This window comes from Kitasatospora sp. NPDC034533 (genome assembly GCF_055575155.1).
In genome coordinates, this window is the sequence record NZ_JBVITE010000021.1 from 1 (window position 1) to 15,474 (window position 15,474).

The window sequence follows — 15,474 nt, forward strand, 5'->3', positions numbered from 1 at the left end:
AGAACCCCCGCCCGTTCACCTGGACCAAGACCGCCGACGAGATCCTCGAACGACTCGCCTCATATCTTGAACGAATTCCTGGCGCAGGACACTAGCGGGCGGAAAATGCGCGGGCGGGTGTCAAGGCAATGCCCTATCGTCGGCTGACCTATGACGCGAGACACGGGGACCCGCCATGACCGCCGCCCAGCACGCCACCGCCCAGTACTCCGCCACCCAGCGCGCCACCGCCCAGCGCGCCGACGCCCGCACTACCGTCGCCGTCTCCGAGCGGCTGGTGCTGACGCGGCCCCAGGACAGCGATCTGGAGGCCGTGTTCGCGATCCACGGCGATCCGGAGACCAACCGGTTCAACCCGCACGGGCCGCAGCGGGAGATCGCCCAGGCGCGGGAGATGCTGGACGGGTTCGTCGCCGACTGGATGCGGGACGACGTCGGATACTGCGCCGTCGCCACGCGGGAGGAGCCGGGGGCGATCATCGGGTTCGCCGGGCTGTACCTGCACACCCTGGACGGGGAGCGGGTGTTCAACCTCTACTACCGGTTCCAGCCGTCCGCCTGGGGCCTGGGGTACGCGGCGGAGGCGGCCCGGGCGGCGATGGCCGAGGCGCTGCCGCGCTTCCCCGGCATCCCCGTGGTCGCCCTGATCCACGCCGGCAACCTGCCCTCGCGGCGGCTCGCCGAGCGGCTCGGGCTGGCCGCCGCCCCGGACGGCCGGACCGACGAGGAGGACCGGCTGATCCACCGGGTGGGCTGACCGGGAGGGGCCCGGGATCCCCCGGCGGGGGGAGGGGGATCGCGCCCCGGGCGGAGGACCCGGAGCGGGGCCCGGCGGGATGGTGGCGGCATGAGGATCGACGAGCACGCGGTACGGGCCGGGGCGGCATGGACGGCGGTGGCGGCGACCGCACCGTACCTGACGCTGAAGCTGCTGTGGTTGACCGGGCACCCGGTGGGGACGGACGACCCCGCCGCGATGGACCGGCTGTGGCTGGTGAACCTGCTGACCGTCGGCATGGACGCGATCGCCGTGGTGCTGGCGCTGGCGTTCGTCCGGCCGTGGGGGCGACGGGCACCGGCCGGGCTGGTGGCGTTCCCGATGTGGGTGGCGACCGGGCTGCTCGGCACGATCCTGGCCGTACTGCCGCTGTACCTGCTGAGCTTCCTGCTGCTCGGGCCCGAGCACCACGGCCCGGACGACAAGGGGCTCGGCGACTGGGTCTTCCTCGTCGTGTACGGCGGCTTCGCCGTCCAGGGCCTCGCGCTGATCACCGCCTTCGCGCTCTACGCCCGCCGGCGCTGGGCCGGGCTGCTGAGGGAGCGGATCGGCGACCTCCCCGACTCCCCCACGCTGACCGTGCAGCGCGTCCTCGCCTGCGTCGCCGCACTGCTCGCCGCGGGCGTCGCGGGGGGCCGGGCCTACTGGGCGCTCGGTGGCACCGCCGGGCTGCCGGTCGCCATGGCGGAGGAGAGCGGCCGGGGCGTGGCGGTGATGAACGGGGCGGCCGCGGTGATGGCGGTGGCCGCGGCGGCGGCGCTGCTGGCCATCGTCTTCCGGATCCGGCCGCGGCGGCGGGTGCTCGGGCCGCTGCTGGTGGCCTGGACGGCGGCGGGCTCGCTGTTCGGCTGGGGCGGCTGGCAGTTGGTGGCCTTCGGGGCGACGACGACCCGGGTGACCGAGCTGCGGGAGGCCGTGCCTGGGCTGATGCCACTGGTCGAGACCGCGCAGCTGGTGGCCGCGGTGCTGGTCCTGGCGGTCGGGGCGGTGGCGTTGACCGAATGGGGCGCCCGTCGGCGCACCGCTGCCGTAGAGTCGAACGGGTGATCGTCAGGGGGCTGGCCGCCCGGTTGCGGCGTACGGCGGGGGCGGTGGTCGGGCGGCGGGCCCGGCTGCGCTGGGTGCACCTGGTGCTGGGCGGCGCGCTGCTGATGCCGTACTGGCTGCTGTCCGTGGTACTGCTCTCGGCACTCGTTCCGAACCAGCCGCCGGGCCGCCAACTGCTGCTGTTCGTCCTGTCGTTGTTCACCTCGCTGCCGATGGCCGCCGTCACCGCGCTGGTGCCGACGGTGCGGGCGCTGGAGGGCGCGGCGGCGCGGGCGCTGTGCGGGGCGGACCGGCCGGAGGACCTGGCCGCCGGAGCGGCCCGTTCCTGGGCGGCCCGGTGGCGCACCGCCGTCTGGTACGTGCTGCACGTGCTGTTCGGCGCGGTGGTCGCCGGGATGACGCTCGCCGGGACGCCCTTCGGAGTGGTGCTGATCTGCGGATACGAGGGATCCGACGAGTTCGTCGGGATGTGGGAGCGGCACGTCGCCGGCTGGCTGGCCAACGGCCCCGTCCTCGGCCTCGGCGTCCTGCTGCTGATCGTCGGCACCAACGCCGTCTGCGGCGCGCTGCTCGCCCACTGGGCGCCCGCCCTCCTCGGCCCGACCCCGGAGGAGCGGGTGGCCGCCGCCGAGCGCCGGGCCACCGTGCTCGCCCAGCGCAACCGGCTGGCCCGCGAGCTGCACGACTCCGTCGGGCACGCGCTCAGCGCGGTCGGCATCCAGGCCGCCGCCGCCTCCCGGGTGCTGCGCGGCAACCCCGACTTCGCCGCCGAGGCGCTCGCGGCGATCGAGGAGACCGCTCGGGCCGCCGTCGCCGAACTGGACACCGTACTGGGGCTGTTGCGCGAGGAGGACCCGGAGGCCGACGCGCCCGCCGGGCCCACCCTCGCCGGGCTGGACGACCTGCTGCGCCAGCTCGGCCGCGCCGGGGTGGCGGTGGACGCCGAGCTGGCCCCCGGGCTGGCCGCACTGCCCGCCGCGGTCTCCCGGGAGGCGTACCGGATCGTGCAGGAGGGCCTGACCAACGTGCTGCGCCACGCCGGGCCGGCCCGCGCCGGGCTGCGGGTCGCGCTGGCCGGCGGCCGGATCGAGATCGAACTGACCAACCCGCTGGGCACCGCCCGTCCGAGCCGCCCCGGCGGCGGGCGCGGGCTGCGCGGCATCGGGGAGCGGGCGGCGGCCCTGCGCGGCGGCAGCGCGGCGGGGCCGAGCGAGGACGGAACGACGTGGCGGCTGGCCGTCTGGCTGCCGGCGGGAGGGACGACGTGAACGACGTGAACCACGAGGACGCGAACCGAGAAGGCGCGGATCAAGCGGCCGGGAACCAAACGGTCGTGAACCAAGCGGCCGGAAATCAAGCGGCCGGGAACCGAGAAGGCACCGACCGCATCCGGGTGGTGATCGCGGACGACGAGCGGCTGGTCCGCCTCGGCCTGCGGGTGGTGATCGACAGCGAACCGGACCTCACCGTGGTCGGCGAGGCCGGTGACGGCGCCGAGGTCGTCCCGTTGGTGCGCGAACTGCGCCCGGACGTGGTGCTGATGGACGTCCGGATGCCCGGCATCGACGGCATCCGGGCCACCGAGACCCTGGTCAACGGGACGACCCCGCCACCGCGCATCCTGGTGGTCACCACCTTCGAGCACGACGACCACGTGTACGACGCGCTGCGCGCCGGCGCCACCGGGTTCCTGCTGAAGCGGGCCCGGGCGGAGGAGATGCTCCAGGCGGTACGGCTGGTCGCGCGCGGGGACTCGCTGCTCTTCCCGGCGGCCGTCCGGGAGCTCGCGCTGCGCCACGGCGCGGACCGGCGCCGGGACCAGGCCGGTGCGCCGGACCGGGGGCCGATCGGGCGGCTGACCGAGCGGGAGGGGCAGGTGCTGCGGTTGATGGCGACCGGGCTCAACAACGGCGAGATCGCGCGACAGCTGGTGGTGAGCCAGGAGACGGTGAAGACCCATGTCGGCAGCGTCCTGGCCAAGTTGGGCGCGCGGGACCGGACCCAGGCGGTCATCGCCGCGTACGAGTCGGGCTTCGTGCTGCCGGGCTGACACCCGCTGAGGGCAGCGGCCTCAGCCGCGCCGGGGCCACGACCGTCGAACGCGGATTCCATCCGATCGGCGCCGGCGAGTAGAGTGCAGCCTTCCCCCCGAACGCCCGATACCTCCCGTATCGCCTGAAAAGAACTGGTGGCCGCATGACAGTCCGGACCCGGCCCGCGCTGTGGTGGCGCATGGGCATCGTGCTCTCGGCAGGCCTCGGCCTGAGCCTCGGAACCGCGCCGCTGGTGTACTTCACCGTGCAGAGCAACGTGATCGTGTTCGGCTACTTCGTCGGCGCCGTCTACTGGATGACCAAGCGCGCCACCGTGGACGCGCCCGCACCCCGGCTGCGCGGCGCGGCCACGCTGTACATCCTGATCACCGGGCTGGTCTCGCACATCCTGCTCGAACACGGCGCCAACCCGCTGCCCGGGCTGGTCAGCGGGCCGGACAAGCTGGCGCACTGGTCGTCGTTCTTCCTGCACTACGTGACGCCGGTGATGGTGGTCGTCGACTGGCTGGTGTTCAAGCCGCGCAACGCCTCGACCTGGAAGGACATACCGCTCTGGCTGGCCTTCCCGCTCGGCTACGCGGCGATCGTGCTCACCCGCAACGCGCTGTTCGACGACTACCCGATGCCCTACCCCTACTTCTTCTTCGACCCGACCACCAAGGGCTACGGCTACGTCTGGGGCCAGATCGCCCTGCTGACCGTCGAGTTCGTCGTGCTCGCCGCCCTCGTCGTCGGGCTGGACCGGCTCGGGACGCGGATCGCCGGCGCGCTGCGGCCGGCACCGCGGCAGGCGTAGCGGCGGCGGTGTACGCGGCAGGCGCAGCGGCGGCGGTGTACGCGGCAGGCGCAGCGGCGGCGGTGTACGCGGCAGGCGCAGCGGCGGCGGTGCACGCGGCCGATCGGCCTCAGATCCGCCAGGCGCGGATCCGGTCGGCCGCCGCGTACACGTCCGCCCGGCCCTCGGCTACGTCCCGGGCCAGTTCGACCAGCGCCCCGTACGGCGGGTCGATCCCCTCACCGGCCGCGTGCATGTACGCGGCCGTCGTCATGCAGGCGTACAGGTTGTTGCGCACCGGCAGCGGGCGCAGCAGCACGATGGTGTGCATCAGGGTGGCCGCGCACCAGGACGGGTCCGCGTCGTGGCCGAGCTGGGCGGTGTTCACCCGGTGCCGGGCGACGGCGGCCTGCAGCGCCGAGTAGTCCCGCACGCTGAGGTCCTCCGGGGAGGCCAGTTCCTGGACGTCGAGCAGCCAGCGCAGGTCGACGTGGAGCAGCACCGCTCCCCCGTCCGGCACCGCGCCGCTCCCCCCGTCCTTCACCGCACCGCGCCCGCGCCGCTCACGCGGCGGGTGCGTCCTCGGGGAACGCGGCGTCGAACTCGGCCCGGTGCGCCTTCCAGAACGCCACCGCGTGGTCCACGAAGACCCGCCGCTGCTGTTCCCGCACGCTGAGGTCGTGGACGTACGCCTTCACGGTCTTGCCGTCTGCGGCGGCGGCCTCGCGGATCGCGGCGAGCTCGTGCTCGGTGTACTCGATGTTGAGCGCAGGCATAGCGCCGATGGTACTGGAGCGAACGGGAGTTGGGGACGCGCCCGGTGGATTTCCACCCGCATCGAAACGGTTCGCTGTCGATACACCCAAGGGTGGTTCCGTCCGGCTCCGCATGGGCCCGGAGGAGGAAGCGGATGTGGCACGGCGGATGACGCCCGGGCCGCGTGGCCGGCCCTAACGTCGGAGGGGAGCGGTGGCGGAGGGGTTCCGCGGGGGAGACCGGGGTTTCGGCGGAGGCCGGAGATGACACGCAGGAACATGGGCAGGGCGGCGGCCACGGTGGTGGCACTCGCGACGGCGGCGGGGCTGGCGGCGCCGGGGGCGATGGCGGCCTCGGCCCGGGGCACGACACAGGACACAGCCCAGGGCTCGGCACAGGAGGCGGCCCAGGACACGGCCCGAGGGGGACGGGCGAACCCGCTGGAGGGGGTCTGGCGGACGGAGGGCTACGGCCTGGTGCTGGCGGTCACCGGGGACCGGCTCCTCACCTACGACGTGACCGCACACAGCTGCGTGCCCGGGTGGATCACCGGGACCCGGTCCGGCCCGCCGGGCCCGGACGGCACCACCCGCTACGCCGTGGGCAACGTCTCCGTGACGCTCACCCCCAAGGGCCGCAACCGGGCCGTCGAACGCGAGGAGAGCGGGGTCGGCACCAAGGCGCTCGACCGTCTGGACGCCCTGCCACCAGCGTGTGCCAAGCCGGCGCCGAACGATCCGCTCGCGGTCTTCGACCGGTTCTGGGAGAACTTCGAGGAGAACTACCCCTTCTTCGCCGCCAAGGGCATCGACTGGCACGCCGTGCGCGACGAGAAGCGGCCCACGATCACCCCGGACACGACGGTGGAGCAGCTCCAGGCCCTCTTCACGGACCTGCTCCGCCCGCTCGGCGACGCCCACACCGGACTGGCCCGGATCGTCGACGGGCAGCCCAAGGCCGTCTTCGACGGGCAGCGGCCCGACTCGACGGTGCAGACCGAGGAGCTGACCGCGCGGGCCCGGCAGGCCTCGGCCGCCCAGCTCACCGGCCCTGAGCAGCTCTTCGCCGGCGGCCGGATCGGTGTGGGCCGGCTCCCCGGCGGCATCGGCTACCTCCGGGTGAGCAGCTTCACCGACTACACCGACGGCGACTTCCGGAGCCAGATCGACGAGCTGGACCGGGCGTTGGACGCGCTGCCCACCGACCCGCGCCGGCTCACCGGCCTGGTCCTCGACGTGCGGCTGAACGGCGGCGGTTCGGACGTGCTCGCGCTGCACCTCGCCGCCCGGCTCACCGACCGCCCGTACGTCGCCTACCGGAAGGTGGCCCGCAACGACCCGGCCGACCCGACGAAGTTCACCCGGCCCCAGCCGATCACCGTCCAGCCCTCGGCCGGACGGCACTTCACCGGGCCGGTGGCGCTGCTCACCTCCTCGATCTCGACCAGCGCGGCGGAGACCTTCACCCAGGCCATGATGGGCCGCTCCCCGCACGTGCTCCGGATCGGCGAGAACACCCAGGGCGTCTTCTCCGACATCATGATCAAGCCGCTCTCGCCGGACTTCCTGGTCGTCCTGCCGAACGAGAAGTACCTCACCAGGGACGGCAGCACCTTCGACGGGCCGGGCATCCCGCCGGACGTCCGCACCCCGGTGTTCACCCCCGACGAGCTGGCCGGGCTCAAGGACTCGGCCCTGAGCACGGCCCGCCGGATGCTCGCCGAGGACGCGCAGGCGACCCAGGGCGAGCAAGACCGGCGGCCGTAGCCGACGTCGCAGCAGCAGCCGCAGCCGATGCGCGGGTGCGGATGCGGATGCCGTTACCGCTACATCGGCTCCACCGCCCGCAGTTCGCCGTCCAGCTCCAGCCACCGGGTGAGGCCCAGTCCGCGCAGGAACGGCACGTCGTGGCTGGCCACGATGAGCGCGCCCTGGTAGGCGGCCAGCGCCTGGGTGAGCTGGCGGACGCTGGCGAGGTCCAGGTTGTTGGTCGGCTCGTCGAGCAGCAGCAGCTGCGGCGGCGGGTCGGCCAGCAGCAGGGCCGCCAGCGTGGCGCGGAACCGCTCGCCGCCGGAGAGGGTCGCGGCGGGCTGGTCGGCCCGGGCACCGCGGAACAGGAAGCGGGCGAGCCGCGCCCGGACCGCGTTGTCCCCGGCGGCGGGGGCGAACAGTTTGACGTTCTCCGCCACCGAGCGCTCGTCGTCCAGCAGGTCGAGCCGCTGCGGGAGGTGGCGCAGCGGCACCGGGGTGATGACCTCTCCTTCCAGTGGGACGAGTTCGCCCGCGATGGTGCGCAGCAGGGTGGTCTTGCCGGCGCCGTTGCGGCCGACCAGGGCGATCCGCTCGGGCCCGCGCAGGTCGAGGTCGGCGGTGGTGCCGTGCGGCAGCCGCACCTTGTCCAGGGTGAGCACGGTCCGGCCGGCCGGGACGGCGGTGCGCGGCAGGTCGATCCGGATCTCGGCGTCGTCCCGGACCGCCTCCTCGGCCGCCGTGAGCCGCGCCTTGGCCTCCTCCAGCCGCTCGGTGTGCATGCCCTGGATCCGGCCGGCCGTCTCCTGGCCCTTGCGCTTGAGCATGCCGGCGATGATGTGCGGGTCGTTGCGGGTGACCGAGCGCTTCTTGCCGTACGCGGCGCTGCGCTCCAGCCGGCTGCGGGCCTCGACCAAGTCCCGCTTCTGGCGCTGGACATCGGCCTCGGCGTTGCGCAGCAGCCGTTCGGCCGTCTCCTGCTGGGCCGCGAGGGTGCGTTCGTAGTCGTCGAAGTTGCCGCCGTACCAGGTGACTTCGCCGTCCCTCAGGTCGGCGATCTGGTCGACGTACCGGAGCAGCTCGCGGTCGTGGCTGACGATCACCAGCACGCCGCTCCAGCCCGCCACCGTCTCGTAGAGCCGCTCGCGGGCGGCCCGGTCGAGGTTGTTGGTGGGCTCGTCGAGCAGCAGGACGTCCGGGCGGGCCATCAGCAGTGCGGCCAGCCGCAGCAACACCGCCTCACCCCCGGAGAGTTCGCCGGTCGTGCGGTCCAGGCCGAGGCGGTGCAGGCCGAGCCGGTCGAGGGTGGCGCGGGCGCGCTCCTCGACGTCCCAGTCGTCGCCGATCGCGTCGAAGTGGTGCTGGCGGGTGTCGCCGGACTCGATGGCGTGCAGGGCCTCGCGGGCGGCGCGGATGCCGAGCGCCTCGTCCACCCTGAGGGTGGTGTCGAGGGTCAGCCCCTGTGGCAGGTAGCCGAGTTCGCCCGCGACCCGGACGGTGCCGCCGGTGGGGGTGAGTTCCCCGGCGATCAGCCGCATCAGGGTGGACTTGCCCGCGCCGTTGAGCCCGATCAGGCCGGTGCGGCCGGGGCCGACGGCGAGGTGGAAGCCGTCCAGGACGGGTTTGCCGTCGGGCCACTCGAACGAGAGCTCGGAGCAGAGGACGGCGGTGGTGGTGGGTTGGTGTGCCATACAGGCCTCCCGGGATGGTTGCCGAAGGGGTGGTGAGCAACACGGGGAGACACCGCGGGTGCGGAACCGGGGACGGCCGGAGGAGACGAGGAAGTGGCGTCACGCAGAGGAGCGCCACGGGCCGTGACTGAGGTCGCACACTCGCACACCGCGCGGCGGCAGCAGGGCCTGCGCGGCGGGGGCGGTGTCCCGGGACCTCAGTAGAGCAACGGCCTTCTCCTTGTCTGGCTGATGACCCGGACCACGCTAGGCACCCGGCGCGAGGCCCGCAACCGAATTAACGGCCGACCCGCTCCCGGCGCGGCGGGAGACCCCAGCTGCGGAAGACCCGCCGACGGGAGACCCCGGCGGCGGGAGACACCCGGCAGCGGGAGACGCCCGGCGGCGGGAGACACCCGGCGGCACGGGCTCGCGAGCGCGACGTGGGCCGCAGCCGAGGGGCGGGCCCGCAAGCAGCAGCGCGGGCCCGGTGCCGATCCGGTGCCGATCCGGTGACAGCCCCGTCCCAGTCGGGACCGGATGGCGGGAGCGTCCCCGCCGCATGGCAGACTCCTCACCTGCCATGCCTGCGGCCGAGTGGGGCCGCACCCGGAGACCGGGCCGCATGGCGGTAGTCAACTGGGGGATTTGAACGCATGTCACCGATATCCCGGCCGAGCCGTGCCGTCCTGGGCGCTTCCGTCGCCGCGCTGACCATGATGGTCGCCACCGGCTGCGGCCCGGACAACGTCGACCCGCCCGCGACCGCGGCGCCCACCGTCGGCGCCACCGCCGGCGCCAGCGCCTCCGGCAAGCCGGGCGCGGCACCCATCAAGCTTCCGACGCTCGAAGAGCTCAAGACCTGGAAGCTGGAGGACTGGGACAAGTGGGCCCAGGCCAACGTGATCACCCCGGCCGTCAAGGGCTACTGGACGCTCCAGAAGCTGCTGGAGGCCAAGCCGAAGCCGCTCCCGCAGCCCTCGCCGGACGCGACCCAGCCGCCCGCGCAGCCCACCGGCGCCGCGCCGGCCACCGGTGCGCCCGCCACCACCCAGCCCACCGCCGCCCAGCCGGGCGGTCCGGACCAGCTGCCCGCCGTGGTCCCGGCCAAGCCCGTGGCGCACCCGTTCCCGAAGAACATGCACGTCAACGGCAAGATCTTCTTCAAGGACGGCGGCGAGGACTACGTGTGCTCCGGCACCGTCGTCTCCGACCCGGCCAACCCGGGCAAGAGCAACCTGGTGTGGACGGCCAGCCACTGCCTGCACGGAGGCAAGGGCAACAAGTACTACACCGACATCACCTTCGCCCCGGCCTTCAACAGCAACGGCGTGCTGAGCAACGGCAACCGGCAGGCCAAGCTGGAGGACGCCGAGCCGTACGGCGAGTGGCCCGCCACCTCGGGCATGGTCTCGCCGCAGTGGACCGCCGAGGCCGACCCGGAGAAGGGCGGCCCGTGGAGCCAGTACGACTTCGGCATCATCAAGGTCGCCAACCCCAACCCGGGCGGCAAGTCCCTGGAGGAGACCGTCGGCGGCTCCGTCCCGCTCTGGTTCAACGCCCCGCGCGACCAGGTCGGCGCCGTCAGCAACTACGGCTTCCCCGAGGGCAAGCCCTTCGACGGCGTCGAGCTGGAGCACTGTGACGGCGGCAAGCCGGCCAAGAAGACCGGCGACCCGAGCCGCCCGGCGATGCTGCTGATCGGCTGCAACATGACCGGCGGCAGCAGTGGCGGCGGCTGGTACGCCACCAAGGACGGCAAGCCGGCCCTGGTCAGCGACACCTCCGTCGGCAACGCGGCGAACACCTACGAGGCCGGTCCGTATCTGGAGGACGTGGCCCAGCACATGTTCGAGTACTTCTCCAAGAAGGCCAAGTGATCCGCTGAGCGGTGATCCGGGGCCGCGGCTGCCACGGCCGCGGCCCCCGGCCGTCCCACCGCGCTTTCCGCGGCGCCTCTCCGCACAACCTGCCCACCGCGCCTGCCCACCGCGCCTTTCCGCAGGCGCCACTCCGCAGCGCCTCTCCCCCGCGCTTTTCCGCCGTCGGGCCCGCTCCTCCTACAATCGGCCCCATCATGAGCGCGACACTCGTAGTCAAGGACCTCAGCGCCGGCCACGGCGAACGCACCCTCTTCTCCGGCCTGGACCTGGTGGTCGCCCCCGGCGACGTGATCGGCCTGGTCGGCGTGAACGGCGCCGGCAAGTCGACCCTGTTGCGGCTGCTGGCCGGCCTGGACACCCCCGAGGGCGGCTCGCTGCGGCTGAGCCCGGCGACTGCCAACGTCGGCCACCTGCCGCAGGAGCCGGAGCGGCGCGAGGGCGAGTCGGTGCGCGAGTTCCTGGCCCGCCGCACCGGCGTGGCCGCCGCGCAGACCGCGCTGGACGAGGCCACCGAGGGCCTGGTCGAGGGCCGGGCGGGCGCCGACGACGCGTACGCCGTCGGCCTGGAGCGCTGGCTGGACCTGGGCGGCGCCGACCTGGACGAGCGCGCCGAGGAGGTCGCCGACTCGCTCGGGCTGAAGGTCTCGCTGGACCTGCCGATGACCGCCCTGTCCGGCGGCCAGGCCGCCCGGGCCGGCCTCGCCTCGCTGCTGCTCTCCCGCTACGACGTCTTCCTGCTCGACGAGCCCACCAACGACCTCGACCTGGACGGCCTGGAGCGGCTGGAGTCCTTCGTCAAGGGCCTGCGCGCGGGCACCGTGCTGATCAGCCACGACCGGGAGTTCCTGGCCCGCACCGTCACCAAGGTGCTGGAGCTCGACCTGCACCAGCAGCAGGTCAACCTGTACGGCGGCGGCTACGAGGCGTACCTGGAGGAGCGGGCGGTGGCCCGCCGGCACGCCCGCGAGGAGTACGAGGAGTACGCCGACACCAAGGCCGGGCTGGAGGCCCGCGCCCGGATGCAGCGCGGCTGGATGGAGAACGGTGTGCGCAACGCCCGCCGCAAGTCCTCCGACAACGACAAGATCGGGCGCGCGATGCGCACCGAGTCCACCGAGAAGCAGGCGGCCAAGGCCCGGCAGACCCAGCGGATGATCGAGCGGCTGGAGGTGGTCGAGGAGCCCCGCAAGGAGTGGGAGCTGCGGATGGAGATCGCCACCGCGCCGCGCTCCGGCTCGGTGGTCGCCACCCTGCGCGGGGCGAGCGTGCGGCGCGGCGACTTCGCCTTCGGCCCGGTGGACCTCCAGATCGACTGGGCCGACCGGGTCGCCATCACCGGTGCCAACGGCGCGGGCAAGTCCACCCTGCTGGCCGCACTGCTCGGACGCCTCGAACTCGACGGCGGCAGCGCCTCGTTGGGCTCCGGCGTGGTGGTCGGCGAGGTGGACCAGGCGCGCGGCCTGTTCCTCGGCGGGGAGCCGCTGGCGGAGGCCTTCGCCGCCGCCGTGCCGGAGCTCTCGCCGGAGGAGGTGCGCACCCTGCTGGCCAAGTTCGGCCTCAAGGCGGCGCACGTGCTGCGCCCGGCCGGCACCCTCTCCCCCGGTGAGCGCACCCGGGCCGCGCTGGCGCTGCTCCAGGCCCGCGGGGTCAACCTGCTGGTGCTGGACGAGCCCACCAACCACCTGGACCTGCCCGCGATCGAGCAGTTGGAGTCCGCGCTCGGCTCGTACACCGGCACGCTGCTGCTGGTCACCCACGACCGGCGGATGCTGGACGCGGTGACGGTGAACCGGCGGATCGAGGTCCGGGACGGACGGGTGCACGAGCTGTAGGCCACGACCGGTTCGCCGACCGGTCTCCACCTCCCGGGTCTTCCCGCCTCATGGCCTGAACCCTTGACCCGAACCCCCTGCCCTGAACCCCCTGCCCTGAACCCCCTGCCCTGAACCCCCTGCCCTGGACCCCCTGGTCTGGACCTCCCGGTCTGGACCTCTTCCCGGAGGGGCCGTCATATGCTGTGCTGTCGGCCATGGTTGACAGCACAGACATCGCCGTGGCGGGGATGTCCCACCCGACCGTCCCGCTCACCCCCATGACGGTGCCCGCCCACGAGGCCGAGGCCCGCAGCAAGTCCTTCCACGACGTGATGGCCCAGCGCCGGACCGTCCGCGACTACTCCACCCGCCCGATCCCGGACGGGGTGATCGAGTGGGCGGTCCGGACCGCGAGCACCGCGCCCAGCGGCGCGCACGTGCAGCCCTGGCGGTTCGTGGTGATCACCGATCCGGAGCGCAAGCGGCTGCTGCGCGAGGCGGCCGAGGCCGAGGAGCGCGAGTTCTACGGCCACCGGGCCTCGGAGGAGTGGCTGGCCGCGCTCGCCCCGATCGGCACCGACTGGCACAAGCCGTTCCTGGAGGACGCGCCGGCCGTGATCGTGGTGTTCGAGGTGCACAAGGGCCCCAACTCGCCGCGCCCCTACTACACCAAGGAGTCGGTGGGGATCGCGGTCGGGCTGCTGCTGGCCTCGCTGCACCAGGCCGGGCTGGCGACGCTGACCCACACGCCGAGCCCGATGAGGTTCCTCAACGAGGTGTGCGACCGCCCGGCGGAGGAGCGCGCGGCGTACGTGATCCCGGTCGGCTACCCGGCCGAGGGGGCGCGCGTGCCGGACCTGCGGCGCAAGGAGCTGGACGAGGTGATGGTCCGGCTCTGACGCGCCGGGGCACCGGATGCGCGGGGCCCGGTGAACAGGGCCCGGTGAACAGGGCCGTGGTTGGGGCGCCGTGTGCCGGGTCGCGCGGGGGGCCGCGCACGCCCGCCATCGGAGGGACGGCGGATGGTGACAGGTTCCGGCCAAGGACATAATCGCCGTCATGAGCCAGGCACGACCGCGGTCCTGCGGCCCCCCGCCGCCACCGCTCGCGGAGGCGGCGGCGCAGGTGACCACCGGACGGCCGCCGGAACGGCTGCGGCTGCCCGGCGGCCTCTGGCTGCGCCGCCGCCACAGCACCCACGCGGCGGCGCTCAACCAGGCCGTCCGCGCCAATCTGGACCACCTGCGGCCCTGGATGGAGTGGGCGGCCGAGGCCCCCTCCCGGGCGCAGACCGCCGAGCTGACCAGGGCCGGCGCCGCCGCCTGGGAGGCCGGCACCGACTTCATGTACCTGGCCGGACTGGACGCCGAACCCGGCGGCGTGATCGGCGCGTTCGGCCTGCACGGGCGGATCGGCCCGGGCGCGCTGGAGATCGGCTACTGGGTCGCCGCCGGGCACGTCGGCCGGGGCATCGCCACCGCCGCGGCCGGCGCGCTGACCGAGGCCGCGCTGGCGCTGCCCGGGATCACCCGGGTGGAGATCCGCTGCGACCGGGCGAACGCCGCCAGCGCGGCCGTCCCGCGCAAGCTCGGCTACCGGCTGGACCGGATCACCCGGGCCGCCGTCCGGGCTCCGGCCGAGACCGGACGGCAGCTGGTGTGGGTCAAGGAACGCCCGCTCCCGGACGGGCCTCCGCTCAGGCGACCTCCGGCCGGGCCTCCGGCCGGGCTTCGAACGAACCCCTGACCAGCCCCCCGATCAGGCCTCCGACCGCGCCTTCGAACGAGCTCCGGACAGGCCCCTGACGAGGCCTCCGACCGGCCCTCAGTAGCGCCCGCCGGTCGCGGCCGGCAGCGCGTCCAGCTCGGCCAGGTCCGCCGCCGAGAGCTCGACCCCGGCCGCGCCCACGTTGTCCACCAGGTAGCGCGGCGTCTTGGTGCCCGGGATCGGGAAGACGTACCGGCCCTGCGCCAGCACCCAGGCCAGCGCGACCTGCGCGGGGCTGGCGCCGATCCGCTCGGCGACCGCCCGGACCTTCCCGACCAGCGCCAGGTTGGCGTTCAACGCGTCCTGCTGGAAGCGCGGCAGCCGGCGCCGGAAGTCATCGGCGGGCAGCTCCTCCACGGAGGTGATGCCACCGGTGAGGAAGCCCCGGCCGAGCGGCGAGAACGGCAGGAAGGCGATGCCCTGCGACTCGGTGTACGGCAGCACCTCGGCCAGCACGTCCCGGGTCCACAGCGACAGTTCGGACTGCACCGAGGCCACCGGGTGCACGCTCTGCGCCCGCTTGATCTCCTCGACCGTCACCTCGGAGAGGCCGATGCTGCGCGCCTTGCCCGCCGCGACGACCTCGGCGAACGCGCCCCAGGTCTCCTCGATCGGGACCTCCGGGTCGACCCGGTGGAGCTGGTAGAGGTCGACGTGGTCGGTGCCCAGCCGGCGCAGGCTCTCGTCGATCGAGCGGCGCACGTGCTCGGGCCGCCCGTTGCGCTCCTGCTGGCCGGCGCCGCCCGGCACGATGCCCACCTTGGTGGCCAGGAAGGCGCGCTCCCGGTACGGGCCGGCCAGCGCGGCGCCGACCACCTCCTCGTTGGTGTACGGGCCATACATGTCGGCCGTGTCGATCAGGCTGACGCCGAGGTCCAGCGCCTGCCGGATCACCCGGACGGAGTTCTCGTCGTCCCGGTTGCGGACGTCGTAGGCCCAGGTCATCCCCATGCAGCCGAGGCCGATGACGCCGATCTCGGGCCCGCTGGTGCCGAACGAGGCGTTGCGCATGACGGTGCTCCCATCGTGGGGGACCGCGGTCTCCCGCGGCGGTGTGTGATCAACGCGTCCAGCTTTCACCTTGGAGTGCGCTCAAGGTCAAGTCCCCCGTCTCCCATCCGTCAGCCCCCGCGCCCCGCGCCCTCGCCCCACGCCCCTCATGCCCTTCACCCCTCACCCCAA

The 15,474-nt window shown here is 73.7% G+C and carries 14 protein-coding genes; 10 read left to right on the top strand and 4 right to left on the bottom strand.

Translation table 11 applies throughout. The annotated features are described in order from the left end of the window. Positions 1-175: 175 nt before the first annotated feature. The 5 genes from ACZ55U_RS17210 to ACZ55U_RS17230 all read left to right on the top strand — a co-directional run bounded on the left by ACZ55U_RS17210 (position 176) and on the right by ACZ55U_RS17230 (position 4,675). On the top strand, positions 176-757 hold the full coding sequence (locus ACZ55U_RS17210) for a GNAT family N-acetyltransferase (protein ID WP_465526953.1): 582 nt from the start codon (positions 176-178) through the stop codon (positions 755-757). A gap of 90 nt (positions 758-847) precedes the next feature. Continuing rightward, on the top strand, positions 848-1,825 hold the full coding sequence (locus ACZ55U_RS17215; protein WP_465526954.1) for a hypothetical protein: 978 nt from the start codon (positions 848-850) through the stop codon (positions 1,823-1,825). Next, positions 1,822-3,093, top strand: coding sequence for a sensor histidine kinase (locus ACZ55U_RS17220; protein ID WP_465526955.1), 1,272 nt, complete (start codon positions 1,822-1,824; stop codon positions 3,091-3,093). The genes ACZ55U_RS17215 and ACZ55U_RS17220 overlap by 4 nt, the downstream gene beginning before the upstream one ends. Before the next feature lie 119 nt (positions 3,094-3,212). After that, positions 3,213-3,875 (top strand): response regulator, encoded by a 663-nt coding sequence (locus ACZ55U_RS17225; protein ID WP_465527048.1) that lies wholly within the window; start codon positions 3,213-3,215, stop codon positions 3,873-3,875. A gap of 146 nt (positions 3,876-4,021) precedes the next feature. Further along, the gene (locus tag ACZ55U_RS17230) at positions 4,022-4,675 is read left to right on the top strand and encodes a Pr6Pr family membrane protein (protein ID WP_465526956.1); all 654 of its coding nucleotides are present in this window, start codon (positions 4,022-4,024) and stop codon (positions 4,673-4,675) included. A gap of 109 nt (positions 4,676-4,784) precedes the next feature. Here ACZ55U_RS17230 and ACZ55U_RS17235 read toward each other — a convergent pair whose 3' ends face one another. Both ACZ55U_RS17235 and ACZ55U_RS17240 read right to left on the bottom strand, forming a co-directional pair. After that, complete coding sequence (locus ACZ55U_RS17235; RefSeq protein ID WP_465526957.1) at positions 4,785-5,174, bottom strand: toxin Doc; 390 nt, start codon at positions 5,172-5,174, stop codon at positions 4,785-4,787. Positions 5,175-5,217: 43 nt separating this feature from the next. Beyond that, positions 5,218-5,430, bottom strand: coding sequence for a hypothetical protein (locus tag ACZ55U_RS17240; protein WP_224280451.1), 213 nt, complete (start codon positions 5,428-5,430; stop codon positions 5,218-5,220). A 243-nt stretch (positions 5,431-5,673) separates the two neighbouring features. Between ACZ55U_RS17240 and ACZ55U_RS17245 the strand changes: the two genes are divergently transcribed. Continuing rightward, the gene (locus ACZ55U_RS17245; RefSeq protein WP_465526958.1) at positions 5,674-7,176 is read left to right on the top strand and encodes a S41 family peptidase; all 1,503 of its coding nucleotides are present in this window, start codon (positions 5,674-5,676) and stop codon (positions 7,174-7,176) included. Between the two features lie 59 nt (positions 7,177-7,235). Here the strand turns inward: ACZ55U_RS17245 and ACZ55U_RS17250 are convergent, their stop codons facing one another. Beyond that, positions 7,236-8,849: an ABC-F family ATP-binding cassette domain-containing protein gene (locus tag ACZ55U_RS17250; protein WP_465526959.1), complete on the bottom strand. Its 1,614-nt coding sequence runs from the start codon at positions 8,847-8,849 to the stop codon at positions 7,236-7,238. A 635-nt stretch (positions 8,850-9,484) separates the two neighbouring features. Between ACZ55U_RS17250 and ACZ55U_RS17255 the strand changes: the two genes are divergently transcribed. From ACZ55U_RS17255 to ACZ55U_RS17270, 4 genes are all read left to right on the top strand, one after another. Next, positions 9,485-10,708 (top strand): trypsin-like serine peptidase, encoded by a 1,224-nt coding sequence (locus ACZ55U_RS17255; RefSeq protein WP_465526960.1) that lies wholly within the window; start codon positions 9,485-9,487, stop codon positions 10,706-10,708. A 197-nt stretch (positions 10,709-10,905) separates the two neighbouring features. Beyond that, positions 10,906-12,543 carry an ABC-F family ATP-binding cassette domain-containing protein gene (locus ACZ55U_RS17260; protein WP_465526961.1) on the top strand — a complete coding sequence of 546 codons (1,638 nt, stop codon included), beginning with the start codon at positions 10,906-10,908 and terminating at the stop codon, positions 12,541-12,543. A gap of 197 nt (positions 12,544-12,740) precedes the next feature. Further along, positions 12,741-13,424 carry a nitroreductase family protein gene (locus ACZ55U_RS17265; protein WP_465526962.1) on the top strand — a complete coding sequence of 228 codons (684 nt, stop codon included), beginning with the start codon at positions 12,741-12,743 and terminating at the stop codon, positions 13,422-13,424. 160 nt (positions 13,425-13,584) lie between these two features. Next, positions 13,585-14,271, top strand: a complete 687-nt coding sequence (locus ACZ55U_RS17270; protein WP_465526963.1) for a GNAT family N-acetyltransferase — start codon at positions 13,585-13,587, stop codon at positions 14,269-14,271. A 78-nt stretch (positions 14,272-14,349) separates the two neighbouring features. On the opposite strand, the gene ACZ55U_RS17275 is transcribed toward ACZ55U_RS17270, so the two are convergent. Then, the gene (locus ACZ55U_RS17275) at positions 14,350-15,303 is read right to left on the bottom strand and encodes an aldo/keto reductase (protein WP_465526964.1); all 954 of its coding nucleotides are present in this window, start codon (positions 15,301-15,303) and stop codon (positions 14,350-14,352) included. Positions 15,304-15,474: the final 171 nt, after the last annotated feature.

Bases quoted from the DNA above. Each gene is read 5' to 3' on its own strand.
- ACZ55U_RS17210 (WP_465526953.1), top strand. From the start codon at position 176: ATGACCGCCGCCCAGCACGCCACCGCCCAGTACTCCGCCACCCAGCGC.
- ACZ55U_RS17215 (WP_465526954.1), top strand. From the start codon at position 848: ATGAGGATCGACGAGCACGCGGTACGGGCCGGGGCGGCATGGACGGCG.
- ACZ55U_RS17230 (WP_465526956.1), top strand. From the start codon at position 4,022: ATGACAGTCCGGACCCGGCCCGCGCTGTGGTGGCGCATGGGCATCGTG.
- ACZ55U_RS17240 (WP_224280451.1), bottom strand. From the start codon at position 5,430: ATGCCTGCGCTCAACATCGAGTACACCGAGCACGAGCTCGCCGCGATC.
- ACZ55U_RS17245 (WP_465526958.1), top strand. From the start codon at position 5,674: ATGACACGCAGGAACATGGGCAGGGCGGCGGCCACGGTGGTGGCACTC.
- ACZ55U_RS17250 (WP_465526959.1), bottom strand. From the start codon at position 8,849: ATGGCACACCAACCCACCACCACCGCCGTCCTCTGCTCCGAGCTCTCG.
- ACZ55U_RS17255 (WP_465526960.1), top strand. From the start codon at position 9,485: ATGTCACCGATATCCCGGCCGAGCCGTGCCGTCCTGGGCGCTTCCGTC.
- ACZ55U_RS17260 (WP_465526961.1), top strand. From the start codon at position 10,906: ATGAGCGCGACACTCGTAGTCAAGGACCTCAGCGCCGGCCACGGCGAA.
- ACZ55U_RS17265 (WP_465526962.1), top strand. From the start codon at position 12,741: ATGGTTGACAGCACAGACATCGCCGTGGCGGGGATGTCCCACCCGACC.
- ACZ55U_RS17270 (WP_465526963.1), top strand. From the start codon at position 13,585: ATGAGCCAGGCACGACCGCGGTCCTGCGGCCCCCCGCCGCCACCGCTC.
- ACZ55U_RS17275 (WP_465526964.1), bottom strand. From the start codon at position 15,303: ATGCGCAACGCCTCGTTCGGCACCAGCGGGCCCGAGATCGGCGTCATC.